General features: G+C 61.4%; 13 protein-coding genes. 1 reads left to right on the forward strand and 12 read right to left on the reverse strand.

Annotation, left to right across the window (positions count from 1 at the left end; genetic code table 11):
• Positions 1-14 precede the first annotated feature (14 nt).
• The 10 genes from hflX to ndk all read right to left on the reverse strand — a co-directional run bounded on the left by hflX (position 15) and on the right by ndk (position 11,068).
• Positions 15-1,229, reverse strand: a complete 1,215-nt coding sequence (gene hflX / locus P3T21_RS19860; protein ID WP_429257652.1) for a GTPase HflX — start codon at positions 1,227-1,229, stop codon at positions 15-17.
• A gap of 31 nt (positions 1,230-1,260) precedes the next feature.
• Positions 1,261-1,497: an RNA chaperone Hfq gene (gene hfq, locus P3T21_RS19865; protein WP_006051315.1), complete on the reverse strand. Its 237-nt coding sequence runs from the start codon at positions 1,495-1,497 to the stop codon at positions 1,261-1,263.
• Positions 1,498-1,639: 142 nt separating this feature from the next.
• Complete coding sequence (gene der / locus P3T21_RS19870; RefSeq protein WP_429257653.1) at positions 1,640-2,977, reverse strand: ribosome biogenesis GTPase Der; 1,338 nt, start codon at positions 2,975-2,977, stop codon at positions 1,640-1,642.
• A gap of 454 nt (positions 2,978-3,431) precedes the next feature.
• Positions 3,432-4,577, reverse strand: a complete 1,146-nt coding sequence (gene bamB / locus P3T21_RS19875; protein WP_429257654.1) for an outer membrane protein assembly factor BamB — start codon at positions 4,575-4,577, stop codon at positions 3,432-3,434.
• A 63-nt stretch (positions 4,578-4,640) separates the two neighbouring features.
• A complete protein-coding gene (locus P3T21_RS19880) occupies positions 4,641-5,270 on the reverse strand; it encodes a tetratricopeptide repeat protein (protein WP_429257655.1) in 630 nt (209 codons plus the stop codon).
• A 66-nt stretch (positions 5,271-5,336) separates the two neighbouring features.
• Positions 5,337-6,677, reverse strand: coding sequence for a histidine--tRNA ligase (gene hisS / locus P3T21_RS19885; RefSeq protein WP_429257656.1), 1,341 nt, complete (start codon positions 6,675-6,677; stop codon positions 5,337-5,339).
• Positions 6,678-6,710: 33 nt separating this feature from the next.
• Entirely contained in the window at positions 6,711-8,027 is a 1,317-nt protein-coding gene (ispG, locus tag P3T21_RS19890) for a flavodoxin-dependent (E)-4-hydroxy-3-methylbut-2-enyl-diphosphate synthase (protein ID WP_429257657.1), read from the reverse strand.
• An 81-nt stretch (positions 8,028-8,108) separates the two neighbouring features.
• On the reverse strand, positions 8,109-9,188 hold the full coding sequence (locus P3T21_RS19895; RefSeq protein ID WP_429257658.1) for a helix-turn-helix domain-containing protein: 1,080 nt from the start codon (positions 9,186-9,188) through the stop codon (positions 8,109-8,111).
• A 183-nt stretch (positions 9,189-9,371) separates the two neighbouring features.
• A complete protein-coding gene (rlmN, locus tag P3T21_RS19900) occupies positions 9,372-10,523 on the reverse strand; it encodes a 23S rRNA (adenine(2503)-C(2))-methyltransferase RlmN (RefSeq protein ID WP_429257659.1) in 1,152 nt (383 codons plus the stop codon).
• Positions 10,524-10,642: 119 nt separating this feature from the next.
• Entirely contained in the window at positions 10,643-11,068 is a 426-nt protein-coding gene (gene ndk, locus P3T21_RS19905) for a nucleoside-diphosphate kinase (RefSeq protein WP_429257660.1), read from the reverse strand.
• A gap of 266 nt (positions 11,069-11,334) precedes the next feature.
• Between ndk and P3T21_RS19910 the strand changes: the two genes are divergently transcribed.
• Complete coding sequence (locus tag P3T21_RS19910) at positions 11,335-12,030, forward strand: Bax inhibitor-1/YccA family protein (protein WP_429257661.1); 696 nt, start codon at positions 11,335-11,337, stop codon at positions 12,028-12,030.
• A 177-nt stretch (positions 12,031-12,207) separates the two neighbouring features.
• Here the strand turns inward: P3T21_RS19910 and P3T21_RS19915 are convergent, their stop codons facing one another.
• Positions 12,208-12,981, reverse strand: a complete 774-nt coding sequence (locus tag P3T21_RS19915; protein ID WP_429257662.1) for an MBL fold metallo-hydrolase — start codon at positions 12,979-12,981, stop codon at positions 12,208-12,210.
• Positions 12,982-12,988: 7 nt separating this feature from the next.
• A complete protein-coding gene (gene bamC / locus P3T21_RS19920) occupies positions 12,989-14,128 on the reverse strand; it encodes an outer membrane protein assembly factor BamC (protein ID WP_429257663.1) in 1,140 nt (379 codons plus the stop codon).
• Between the last annotated feature and the right edge of the window lie 36 nt (positions 14,129-14,164).

Here is a 14,164-nt window from a genome sequence, read left to right on the forward strand (position 1 = left end):
GCAATTGGAACGGGTCAGTGCCCGAGTTCTGGGACCTTGCGGTCGTCGGTTGGTGCCGCTCGCCGGTCTTCTTCCGGCAATGGACGCTCTACGTCGGAAAGATATTCGGCGGTCGCGATTTCAGCGATGGCAGCGCGCAGTGTGTCCAGCCCCTGCCCTGTGCGCGCGCTCAAAAAGACGCGCGAAATATTACCATACTCATCCCGCTCGACCGTGTCGCCGCGGGCCGCCAGCTCAGGCACGGCGTCGATCTTGTTGAAGACCAGCACCTGCCGGATCGCGTCCGCGCCGATCTCGTGCAGCACGACGTTCACCTGGTCGATCTGATCGAGCCGCACGGCGCTCGACGCATCGACGACATGCAACAGCAGATCGGCGTGAATGGTTTCTTCGAGCGTCGCGCGAAAAGCGGCCACCAGCTGGTGAGGCAGTTCGCGGATGAATCCAACCGTATCCGACACCACCACCTGACCGACTTCGTCGCCAAGATACACGCGGCGTGAAGTGGTATCGAGCGTCGCGAACAGCTGGTCGGCCGCGTAGGCCTGCGCCTTTGTCAGCGCGTTGAAGAGCGTGGACTTGCCCGCGTTCGTATAGCCGACGAGCGACACCGACATCGTGCGATTGCGCTCGCGCTGCCGGCGCTGCGTGCCATGCTGACGACGCAGCTTTTCGAGCCGCGACTTGAGCGCCTTGATACGTTCACCGATCAGCCGGCGGTCGGTTTCAAGCTGCGTTTCACCCGGACCACGCAGACCAATACCCCCTTTCTGACGCTCGAGGTGGGTCCACGCGCGGATCAGCCGCGTCGCGAGATATTGCAGTTGCGCGAGTTCGACCTGCAGCTTGCCTTCATGGCTGCGGGCGCGTTGCGCGAAGATGTCGAGGATCAGGCTCGTCCGGTCGACCACGCGCCTGTTAAGCATCTGCTCCAGATTGCGCTGCTGTGCGGGTGCGAGGGCGTGATTGAAGATGACGATTTCGATGTCATTCGCCTCACACGCAAGACGCAGTTCTTCGGCCTTGCCGCTGCCGACAAACATCTTCGCGTCAGGGGCGGACCGACGTCCGGTGAGGGTGACCAAGGGATTCGCGCCCGCGCTTTGCGCGAGCAGACTGAGTTCTTCGAGACTGGCTTCGAAATCGATCTTTCCGAAGTCGATACCGACAAGCGCTGCGTTGGTCAAATTGGAGGGTATCAAAATGAAGCGGCCGGGAGAGATCGCCAACGGGCGACGCTACGCCGGCCGCGACGAGGGGTTAGGACTGTTCAGAATCCGGGTGGAAATTCACCGGACGGGCCGGCACGACTGTCGAGATTGCGTGCTTGTAGACCATCTGGGTAACCGTATTCCGGAGCAACACGACGTACTGGTCGAACGATTCGATGTTCCCTTGAAGCTTGATGCCGTTGACCAGATAGATCGAGACCGGCACGTGCTCTTTTCGCAGTGCGTTCAAAAACGGGTCTTGTAACAATTGCCCTTTGTTGCTCATAGCAAACTCCGTATTTTTTTGCAGGTTGACTGAATTGACGACGAAGAAAAAGAAATCCGCCGTCAACCGCTACACTATAGCCGATTTTTGTTTTTGCGCGAGCAGCCTGGCCATCCGGCCAAACCCAGCACACACGCGGGTTTCAGCCTTTATCCGCGTAAGGGTTCGTCGACGAACGGAACTCTATGCGCAATGGAGTCCCGGTCAGCGCGAAAGTTTCCCTGAAGCGGTTTTCGAGGTAGCGTTTATACGTTTCGGTGATCGCGTCGAGCGCGTTGCCGTGAATCACGATGATCGGCGGGTTCTGTCCACCCTGGTGCGCGTAGCGCAACTTCGGACGCACCGGTCCACGACGTCGCGGCTGCTGGAACTCGACCGCGTCGATCAGCGCGCGGGTCAGCTTCGGCGTCGGCAGCTTCGCCATGGCGGCGGCGTAGGCGTCGTCGACTGAGCGCATCAGTTGACCAATGCCGGTCTTTTCCGCAGCCGAAATGAAATGAAATTTCGCGAAGTCGAGGAATTTTAGCTTGCGCTCCAGATCCGCTTTCGTGCGCTCACGCACATGCGAATCGAGTCCATCCCACTTGTTCACGCCGACCACCAGCGCACGACCCTGCTCGACGACGAAGCCGGCAATGTGCGCGTCCTGCTCCGAAATGTCCTGGCGCGCGTCGAGCAGCAGGATCACCACGTTGGCGTCCGAGATCGACTGCAGCGTCTTCACCACCGAAAACTTCTCGATCGCCTCGAACACCTTGCCGCGACGGCGCAGGCCGGCCGTGTCGATCAGCGTGTAGTTTTTGCCCTGCCGCTCGAAGTCGACGTAGATCGAATCGCGCGTGGTGCCGGGCATGTCGAACGCGATCACGCGCTCTTCGCCGACGAGCGTGTTGATGAGCGTCGACTTGCCAACGTTTGGACGCCCGACAATGGCGATCTTGACGCCACGCGCTTCCTTGTCGCCGTCCTCTTCTTCCGGATGACCTGCGTACGCGACGCCCAGCGCCTCGTTGATCATTTCCGTGACGCCGTCGCCATGCGCGGCCGAAATCGCACGCGGATCGCCGAGACCCAGCTCGTAGAAATCCGCCGCGACCGCGCTGTACTTCATCCCTTCGGCTTTATTGACGACGAGGAAAATCGGCCGGCCGGTCTTGCGCAGGTAGTCGGCAATCGACTTGTCCTGCGGCGCGAGGCCGTTACGACCGTCGACGATGAACACGACGACGTCCGACTCTTCCACCGCCTGGCGCGTCTGGCGCGCCATCTCGTGCAGGATGCCGTCCTTCGCGACCGGCTCGAAGCCGCCGGTATCGACGACCAGATACGGCCGCTCGCCGGTACGCCCTTCGCCATAGTGACGGTCACGCGTGAGCCCTGGCAGATCGGCGACGAGCGCATCACGCGAACGCGTGAGACGGTTGAACAGCGTGGATTTCCCCACATTGGGGCGCCCAACGAGGGCAATAACGGGTTTCATCAGATGTTGTTCACAGTGAAACGCAAGGTCGAGACACTCGACGGGCCGTGCGGCGACGCCAGATGGCTGCCTGTCGGCTGCGTTTGACAAAAATTATCACGAAATCGGTCACGCCCGGATGCGAACCATAGATGCATGTCCCGGCGGACGAAGAATTGGCTGGCTGGCGCGGCCTGCACCACGTGTGTACGGCGTGCGTGTGGCCTTAAGCGTCTGCAGATCCAGCTTTGCGGACGGCGCTTGAAACGGGACGTCGCATCTCGCGACGGGCGCGCACCCACCGCGCCACCCTCGTACTACCTTTTTGTTCGACCGCCGGACCAGCCAGGCCGGCAGCCTGTATCTCTCTATTCACTACACTGTCCTGGCACCAATGGCGCCACGCCAGAAATACGTGCGGCCGGCGAAGCCGGCCAGCACGACGATCCGATCGAACGAAGCCGCTCGCGAGCGATCAGCGCGGACGGAAACCGTACAGGTCGCCGTCATGCGTTTGCACGACAAGCGTGTCACCGGCAAGCACCGGAGCGGCGGTAATCGCGCTGCCGTCGGTCTTCATGCGTGCGACGAATGTGCCGTCGTCACGCGACAGGAAGTGCACGTAGCCTTCGAAATCGCCGACCACGGCAGCGTGTCCGAGCAGGAACGGCACACCGACGTCGCGACTTTTCAGCTTGTCGTTGCTCCACAGCGGACGACCGGTCGTGGAGTCAAACGCCTGCATGACCGCCCAGTCGTCGCCCGCGACGACGACGCTTTCATCTTCCGCGAGACCGCTCGTGCTCGAGAACTTCTTCTCCCATACCGCGCGGCCCGAATTTGCGTCGAAACAGCCAATCTGCCCCTGGAACGTCACAGCGCACGTCTGGGCACCAACAAGCGCCGGCGGACCGGTCACGTCGTTGATCCGCTCGACTTCCGTCACGCCCTTCGGATACGACACCGGCGTTTGCCAGAACGCATCGCCCGTCTGCACGTTGATCGCAGCGAACGCACCGCCCGGGAAGCCAGCCAGCACCGCCTGGTCGCCTGCGAACGTCATGCCCGACGACACACGCAGGTTGAGCGGCACAGCGCGGTTGCGGTAGTTCCACTTCTGCTCGCCCGTCTGCGCGTTGAACGCGGTGATCTGGCCGTCTACGGTCCGCACCACGACGAGGCCATTGCCGACGAGCGGCGGCGAAATGATTTCGCCCGGCGCCGTGCCTTTCCACAACAGCTTGCCGTCCGGCCCGAGTACGAAGACGCCGCCCTTCAGCGCGCCGACGGCCGTCAGATTGCCGTCGCTACCCACGCCGGCTGACAGATCATCGTCGAGCTTCGTACGCCAGAGGTCCTTGCCAGTTTGCGCATCGATCTTCGCGACCGAACCGTTTGCGCCCGCGGCATACACAGCGTTACCGACGGCGACCGGCGAGAACAGATAGCGACCGGCCTTGCCGACGCTCGTCTTCCACGTTTGCTGCACGTCGAGCACAGGCTTGAACTCGGTGAGCGGCGTCGGCACGCGGCGCTCGTCTTTCGTGGATGAGCAAGCCGCCATCGTGAGGACGGTCATCGCACAGGCAACGGGCACAGCGTAACGTTTCAGCAAATTCATCGGTAGACGAAGTATTTATCGAGGATTTATCAAATGGAACCGGTTGAACGCGCAATGCGCAGATCAACCGCCGAGCGCGTCCAGCTTGAACTGGATCAGCTGACGCGTCGACGTGTCGTTCTTCGACAGCGTGTCGAGTGCAAGCTTGTAAGCAGCGCGCGCATCGTCGCGCTTACCCTGCGCCGCGAGCAGATCGCCGCGGCCATCCGCCACGACACCCTTGAAGGCGTCTGACTGCGGTTCGGCCAGCAACGCAAGCCCTGCATCATAGGCCTTCTCGTCGAGCAGCAACGAAGCGAGGCGCAATTTTGCGATCTGCTTGAACTCGTCGTCCTTCGCGTGATCAGCAGCCCATTGCAACTGGGCCTTCGCAGCCGGTTCGTCGCCGGCCGTGTAGAGCGCCTTCGCCGCGCCAAGCGCCGTCATCTGCGCATAGGCTGTGCCGCCGAACTTGTCTTCCATGTCGGCAGCGACACGGGTGATCTTCGCCTTGTCGCCGGAAGCGAGCGACTGCTGGACCTGGTCGTACAGCACAGCGGCTTCAGCCGCCTGGCGACGCTGCCAGAAATTCCATCCGTTCCACGCCGCAGCGGCAACGAGTACTACCAGCACGATCCATGTGGTTGCATTGCCCCACTGCGACCACCATGCCTTTACGCTTTCAATCGATTCTTGTTCGTCGTGGTAACTCATCGCGAGGCGATTCCTTCTTCCTTGATACCTTGTCTTACTTCGAAATGCGTGCAGCGCACTGCGCGATCAGTCGTCGCCGTCATCGGCGGATGCAACCATCGCATTGATTAGAAATTCGGTCAAGTCTTCGGCCGGCACGTTCTGCTGTTCGCTCTTCCCGCCTTCCGCGCCGACATGGCGCAGCGGTTTTACGCCGACCGTGCCGTTCGCGATCTCATCTTCACCGAGGATCACCGCGAATGCCGCACCGCTTGCATCCGCACGTTTCATCTGCGACTTGAAGCTCGCGGACTGGCCGTCCGGGCTGCAATGCAGAATGACGTCGAGGCCCGTATCGCGCAGACGCTCGCCGATGATGAACGCCTGCTCGCGCGCCGCGTCACCCTGATGCACGAGGTAGACGTCGCAACCTTCGTCTTCAGGGACGAGCTTATCTTCCTTCAGCAGCTCAAGAATGCGCTCGATCCCCATTGCCCAGCCGCACGCTGCCGTGGGCTTGCCGCCAAGCTGTTCGATCAGCGGATCGTAACGGCCGCCGGCCGCGACCGTGCCCTGCGCGCCGAGCTTGTCGGTGACCCATTCGAACACGGTCAGATTGTAATAATCGAGACCCCGCACCAGACGCGGATTGATCTTGAACGGGATGTTGTTCGCTTTCAGGATGCGCTGCAGCCCTTCGAAATGCGCGAGCGATTCTTCGCCCAGAAAGTCGATCAGCTTCGGCGCGTTCTGCGCGACTTCCTGCAGCGCCGGATTCTTCGTGTCGAGCACGCGCAGCGGGTTCGTGTAGAGACGACGCTTAGCGTCTTCGTCGAGCACGTCCATGTGCTTCTCGAGATACGCGATCAGTTCGACGCGATGCGCGGCGCGCTCTTCAGCGAGACCCAGTGAGTTGATTTCGAGCTTGATGCCCATGAGTCCGAGATCGTCCCACAGACGCTGGCACATCATGATGATTTCCGCGTCCGTATCCGGACCAGCGAAACCCAGCGCCTCGACGCCGACCTGATGGAACTGGCGATAGCGGCCGCGCTGCGGACGCTCGTGACGGAACATCGGACCGATGTACCACAACCGCTTCGGGCCGTCGTACAACATGTTGTGCTCGATCGAAGCACGCACAACTGCGGCCGTGTTTTCCGGACGCATCGTCAGGTTCTCGCCGTTCAACGCGTCGGTGAAGCTGTACATTTCTTTCTCGACGATATCGGTGACTTCACCGATACCGCGCGTGAACAGCTGTGTATGCTCGACGATCGGCGTGCGGATATTCTGGTATCCGTACGAACGCAGCATCGACTTCACAGTCGATTCAAAAAATTCCCACAGCCCGGCTTCCTGCGGAAGGATGTCGTTCATGCCCTTCACACCGGACAGCTTCTCGAGCTTCTTCTTCTGTTCAGTCATCTGTGTTCGATTTGACGATCTTGATTGAGCGGTTTAGTTGGCAACTTCGGCACGGCCGTAAGTGCGCTCGACGTAGTCGCTCACGATTTGCTGGAATTCTTCCGCGATGCGCTCGCCGCGCAGCGTCTTGACCTTCTCGCCGTCGATGAACACCGGTGCCGCAGGGTTCTCACCGGAACCCGGCAGGCTGATGCCGATGTTTGCCTGCTTCGACTCACCCGGGCCATTCACGATGCAGCCCATCACCGCGACGTGCATCTTTTCGACGCCAGGATATTGATCGCGCCACACCGGCATCTGCGTGCGCAGATAGGTCTGGATCTGCGACGCGAGTTCCTGGAACAGCGTGCTGGTCGTGCGACCGCATCCCGGGCACGCGATGACCATTGGCGTGAACGAGCGCAGGCCCATTGTCTGCAGGATTTCCTGACCGACGATCACTTCGCCCGTACGCGATGCGCCTGGTTCTGGCGTCAGCGAAATACGGATCGTGTCGCCAATGCCCTGCTGCAGCAGCACCGACAAAGCGGCCGTCGAAGCAACGATGCCCTTCGAGCCCATGCCCGCTTCGGTCAAACCGAGGTGCAGCGCAAATTCGCAACGACGCGCGAGTTCACGATACACCGCGATCAGATCCTGCACGCCACTGACCTTGCACGACAGAATGATCTTGTTACGGCTCAAACCGAGCTCAACCGCGCGTTCGGCCGAACCAATCGCCGACTGGATCAGCGCTTCGTACATCACGCTTTGCGCTTCCCAAGGTGTGGAACGCGCAGCGTTTTCGTCCATCATTTTCGCGAGCAGATCCTGGTCGAGACTGCCCCAGTTGACGCCGATTCGCACCGGCTTGTCATACTGGATCGCGGCTTCGATCATCTGCGCGAACTGTGTGTCGCGCTTCGCGCCATGACCGACGTTGCCCGGGTTGATCCGGTACTTCGACAACGACTCGGCGCATGCCGGGTAGTCACGCAGCAGCAGGTGCCCGTTGTAATGAAAATCGCCGACGAGCGGCACGGTGACGCCCATCCGGTCGAGTTGCTCGCGGACGGCCGGCACGGCGGCGGCCGCTTCGGGCGTGTTGACCGTGATGCGCACGAGTTCCGAACCGGCCTGCGCAAGTTCCTTGATCTGGATAGCCGTACCGATCGCGTCAGCGGTATCGGTATTGGTCATCGACTGCACGCGCACGGGCGAGTCGCCACCGATCGTGACGATCTGGCCGCCCCAGCGCACGTCAACGGCATGCGACGAACGGCGCGGCGCGTGTCCGCCGAAAACCGGCTCGGACGAAATGATCTGACTGCTGGAAAGGGATTGAGCTTCGGAGTGCATCGAAAGACCCATTTACACCGCAGGCATCGCGCACAAGACACGACGCCAGAATTGAAAAAGCGCCGCGGCTAACCTGCCGCGACGCGTACCCTGTCAAGGCAATGCGAAGCGAGCCACATTGCCCTTCGCTGATGCATATTTGCCCGGATCGACCGCCTGGCCGTCCAGCGAAATCGAATCCAGACCTGCCTTGTTGCCGACCGTGACCTTAAACGGCGCTTCGCCGGCAATTTCCTTCGATTCACCCGCGCGGACGAGGCCCGAGAAGACTTCCTTGCCGTCCTTCTGCCGCACGCTGAACCAGCTGTCCTGTGTCACCTTGATTCCGACTGTCGCCTGACCTCCAACCGGCGGCGGAGCTTCCGCTGCGGACGCCTGCGGCGCACTGGCTGCCTGCGCCACGACGGCGGCCTTCGGCGCCAGTGCCGGCGCCGGTACGACCGATGACGCCGGTGCAGCGCCGGTTGCCAGCGGAGCTGGCATCGGAGTCGCCTGCGACGCGCTCCCGTCGGTTGCGACCTGAGCGTCAGACGCCGGAGCCGCCTCCTGGTCTGCCACCGTGGCCGACGCGGCAGCCTGATCCTGAGCAACGGCGCCCGATGCACCCGTTGCGCCGCCTGCCGCGCTATTCGCGCCGGCCTTCAGACGTGCCAGCCACGCCGACGATTCGCCGCCATTCGTGTGCCACATTGCAAGCGCGATTACCGCCACGACCACAGCGGCAACGCCCCATAACCACGAACGTGACTTCGGCGCGCTGTTGCCCAGCGAAAGCGATACACGACCCCGTGGCAGGTCGCGCCCAGACGAAGCCGGCATCGACAGGTCCGGCTCGGGTACGCCTTTGACACGTCGCAATGCCTGACTGAACGGCGCGGGATCGGTGCCGAGCATCTTTGCGTAGCTGCGCACCACGCCGAGCGCGAATGTCGTGTCGGGCAACTGGCTGACGTCGCCGCTCTCGAGGGCGCGCAACTTGGCCGGCGAAACCTTGAGGCGCGAAGACACGTCTTCGACCGACCAGCCCTTCGACTCGCGAAGCTGGGTCAATCGCGCCCCGACTGCCGCAAGCGATTCCAGCCCGGGCTGCGCCGCAGCCGGTGCGACGGCCGGTGCTAAACGGCCTGCGTTCGTCTCTGTTTCATGCGGCTGCGGGTGCTGCGGCTCACTCATCCCAAATCCTTTCGCGTCGATTCTTTTTCACTCTTGCGATCCGTCCCCGCCTTTTAGGCACCGGTTCAGATTCGCAGACCGTTTATAACAAAATGCGCGGCGTTCTGCGCCGCTTCCGATCGATTTTGCAAACTTTCTTTTCAGTTCACCCGACGTCTGGAGGTCACGAAGACCTTGCAATGCTCATATCGCGCGAACCTCGATCACTTTCGCCGCCTTCCCGGTGCGTTCGGCAAGACGGGTGCGGTCCTTGACCGCACCAGCCAGCTGACCGCAGGCAGCATCGATATCGTCGCCACGAGTTTTGCGCACTGTGGTGACGACCCCTGCGTCCATCAGCACCTGCGCAAACCGTTTGATCTGCTCCTGCTTCGAGCGCAGAAGGCCCGATTCCGGAAACGGATTGAACGGAATCAGGTTGAACTTGCACGGCACGTCGCGCGTGACAGCAAGCAGCTCCCTTGCGTGCTGTTCGGTGTCGTTCACACCATCCAGCATGCAATATTCAAAAGTAATGAAATCGCGTGGCGCGACCTTCAGATAGCGCTGACATGCGGCCATCAGTTCGCGCAGCGGATACTTCTTGTTCAACGGCACCAGCTCGTCGCGCAACGCGTCATTCGGCGCGTGCAACGAGACAGCAAGTGCCACGGGCAGATCTGCGCCAAGACGGTCCATCATCGGCACGACGCCGGAGGTTGACAGCGTCACGCGACGGCGCGAAAGGCCGTACGCATTGTCGTCCAGCATCAGACGCATGGCCGGCACGACGGCATCATAGTTGAGCAACGGCTCGCCCATGCCCATCATCACGACGTTCGTGACGACGCGCTCGCCCTTGCCTTCGCCGCCCACAGCGCGCCCCCCGGCTGTGCCGAGCGACGTACGCAGCGCAAATTCAGCCATGCGTAGCTGGCCGATGATTTCGCCGGTGGTGAGATTGCGGGAAAAACCCTGTTTGCCGGTGGAACAGAAACGGCAGTTGACCGCGCATCCCGCCTGCGACGACACGCACAGCGTACCGCGAGTCTCTTCCGGAATAAACACGGTTTCAACCGCGTTGCCGTTACCGACGTCGATCAGCCACTTGCGTGTGCCGTCGGTGGAAATGTGGTCGCTGGTGATGTCAGGCATCGAAATCGCGGCACGCCCCTTGAGCTTTTCGCGCAGGGACTTGGCGAGATCAGTCATACCATCGAAGTCGGCAGCGTTGTACTGGTGAATCCAGCGCTGCAACTGTTTGGCGCGAAACGGCTTTTCGCCGAGGCTGTCGCAATACGCGACGAGCCCCTGTGCGTCGAGATCGAGAAGGTTGACGGTTGGACTGCTCGTCATATCGAATCCTGCCATATCAGTGCGAAACTACGTTCATGCAACAAGCCACATGAACGCCGTACCGTTCGCGCCCGTTCCTGCTGCTTCTACCTTACTACCTGGCCAGTCGTTTACGTGGATTAACGCGAGTAGACGTTGACTGCCGGGAAGAAGAATGCGATTTCGACGGCGGCCGTTTCGGCTGCGTCCGAACCGTGAACTGCGTTCGCGTCGATGCTGTCTGCGAAATCGGCGCGGATCGTGCCCTTCTCAGCCTTCTTCGGATCCGTTGCGCCCATCAGGTCGCGATGCTTCAGGACAGCGTTTTCGCCTTCCAGGACCTGCACTACCACCGGGCCCGAGATCATGAAGTCGACGAGGTCCTTGAAGAACGGACGTGCGGCGTGCACAGCGTAGAACTTCTCAGCGTCAGCGCGCGACAGATGAATCATGCGCGAAGCGGCAATCTTGAGACCAGCGTTTTCGAAACGGCTGTAGATCTGACCGATCACGTTCTTTGCCACTGCGTCCGGCTTGATAATCGACAGGGTGCGTTCGAGCGCCATAAAAACTCCAGAAAATTAAGAGGTTACAGATTCAAATGAATCCGCTATTGTAGCATGTTCCGTTGTATGATTGCGATTGAACCCTTACAGCACTGAAAGACTCTAACAAAGCGTCCGGAACCTCACAATCCGCCATTCGGCCAGGTATTGAAACTTGCCCCTGTCGGGGTAATCTTGGGGGCGTACGGATCAACGGCAGGCGCCATCAAAGCCAGCCGGGACTGCACAACCACTGCGCAACAATGCGTCTGACGCAAGGAGAAACCATGAATTCGCCCTACAATTTCGGCCGCACCGGAACGATTAGCACGGTCGAAACCCGCAACCGCGTACTACGGAACACCTACTGGCTGCTCGCGTTGTCCATGGTTCCGACGGTCCTCGGCGCCTGGGTGGGTGTCGCGACCGGGTTTTCGCTGTTTGCCGCCACCAGCCCGGCCATGAGCCTGCTGGCATTCTTCGCGATCGCCTTTGGCTTCATGTTCGCGATCGAGAAGACGAAGAACAGCAGCGCGGGCGTGTTCGTGCTGCTCGGCTTCACGTTCTTCATGGGCCTGATGCTGTCACGGCTCCTGAGCTTCATCCTCGGATTCTCGAACGGTCCGTCGCTGATCATGCTCGCGTTCGGTGGCACCGGTGTGATCTTCGCCGCGATGGCGACGGTCGCTACGGTCAGCAAGCGTGATTTTTCGGGTCTCGGTAAATGGCTCTTCGTGGGCGTGATCGTGCTGCTGCTGGCAATGGTCGCGAACATGTTCCTGCAACTGCCGGCGTTGATGCTTACGGTTTCCGTGCTTGCGATCGTGATTTTCTCGGCCTACATGCTGTTTGACGTGCAGCGCGTGGTCAACGGCGGCGAGACGAACTACATTTCGGCGACGCTCGCGATCTATCTGGACCTGTACAACGTATTCACCAACCTGCTCGCGCTGCTTGGCATCTTTGGCGGCAACCGCAACTGATCGCCGGACGGGAGCATCGGCGGCGGCGAACTTGGTGCCGCCTCAGCCGTCGCATCCCGCGGCATCGGTGGGAATCGCTCCATCAGCCGACCGAAGCAAAAAACGCCCATGACGTTTCGTCATGGGCGTTTTTGTTTCTGCGCGCCTTTTTCGAGCCCGCCGTGCTTCAGGCAAAACTCACAGACTCAGCCAGTCGAATCCGCCGTCCTGCGATGCGACCTGCACGTCGGTCGCCGCGGCGCCAAGCACTGCAGCCATCGCCGCCTGCGCCAGTTCCGGCGAATTGTTCTGCTGGCTCAGATGCGCTGCGACCAGAAAACGCAATTTCGTGCGATCGAGCGAAGCGAGGATCTCAGCTGCAGCATCGTTGTTCAGATGCCCGTGGTTGCCGCCAATGCGCGCCTTGAGCGATGGCGGATAGCAGCTCGCCGCCAGCATCCGCACGTCGTGGTTACATTCGAGCACCAGCGCGTCGCAGCCACTCAGAACGGCGCTAATGTGTGGCGTCGAGGTGCCGACATCCGTCAGCACGCCAAGCCGGCCCGCGCCATCCGAGAAAACGAACTGCAGTGGCTCACGCGCATCATGCGGCACCGTGTACGGCAGCACGCTGAGGTCGCCGATCGCAACCGCCTCGTCGCCCCATAACACGTGCAGATCGACGTCGGCTTCGTCAGCGCCGACTGCGCGCGCCGTCCCCCAGCTCATGTGTAACGGAATCGACCACTTGCGGGCCAGCGCCAGCGCGCTGCCGATATGGTCGCCGTGTTCGTGGGTAATCAGAATGGCGTCGAGGCTGTCGATGCCGAAGCCGAGACGCGCAAGGCGCCGTTCGACTTCTTTTGCTGAAAAGCCGCAGTCGAGCAGCACACGCGTCGTCGTCGTTCCGCATTGGGCTTCGACGACCAGCGCGTTGCCTTCGCTGCCGCTTCCCAGGCTGGCGAACCGCACGGTTCGCCTAGTTCAGCTGTGCATGCAGCAGCGACACGATGCGCTGCGCGTCCGACGATGTATCCACCTGGCCGTTCGCGTCGAGCACCGCAACCTGCGTCAGCGAATCGCCCTTGGAGCGCACGTTCACGAGGAATTCCTGCCCCGGTTTCTTCGCGGTGCTACCGCTGAAGAAGAGCTTGCCGAACAGGCCTTCCTTCTTCAGTTCCTGCATCGAATCCGCGTAGCGCACGTAGTAAATGCCCTTCTCGCGGTCACGGTTGTCGACAGTGAAGTTGGTGCGATCGAGCGCCAGACCCACGCGCAGCCATGCACGGTCGAACGATTCCGGCAGATCGAGCGTCGCACCGCCAGCGGTCGTGTCGATCTTCACAGGTGCCGTCGCCGGACGCGCATCAGTCAGCAGCTGCTTTGCCTGCGCATCGGTGAGGCCGAATTTCTCCATCAGCTTCGCGAGGAACAGCGCTTCGAGCGACGGGTCACGCGGACGCTCTTCCCAACGCGATGACGTTTTGTCCTGCCCCGTCAGCATTTCTTCCATCTGGCTGTGCGTGATCGAGATATCGGTCGTGTCAGCACCGCCACGCGACACCAGCGTCCGGAAACGGTCGCGCGTGCCCGACGAGTAGGCGAAGTCGACGACCTTGCCAATCGTGCGACGGAACCAGTCGTCCGGAATATTCGCGCGGTTTTCGGCCCAGTCGGTCGACATGATGCCGGTAGCAGGCGCATCGGTCGTCAGCGAGAAGCCGTTTTCCTGCCAGAATTCCTGCAACTGCGGCCAGAGCTGGTCCGGCGTGCGGCCATCGACCACGAGCCAGCGGCGATCGCCGTCACGCTCGATGTGCATGCCGAACGGATCCTGCGCACTCGGCACGCCTTCCGTCCTGTTGCCCGCCGGCGTCACCGCGCGCTGCGGCGCGCCGCCCAATGCAGCGTCGACCGGCGGCGCCACGTAACGCTGGTCGACCTTCGCGGTCGACAGGTCGCTCGGCACGGCGAGCGGCGGCGCACTGCCCGCGACCTTGTAGTTCACCTTGTCGGACGAAAACCAGTCGTTCAGCGTGTCGCAGCCTGCGAGCGTACTGAGGGCAAGCGCCAGCGCCGCCATGCGGGTTGCGTGGAGGGAAAGTGCAGAACGTTTCATGAAGTCCTTCGTGATGCTGGAACGTGTTGCCTGGTT

It is taken from the genome of Paraburkholderia sp. GAS334, assembly GCF_050436625.1.
Lineage (GTDB): Bacteria > Pseudomonadota > Gammaproteobacteria > Burkholderiales > Burkholderiaceae > Paraburkholderia.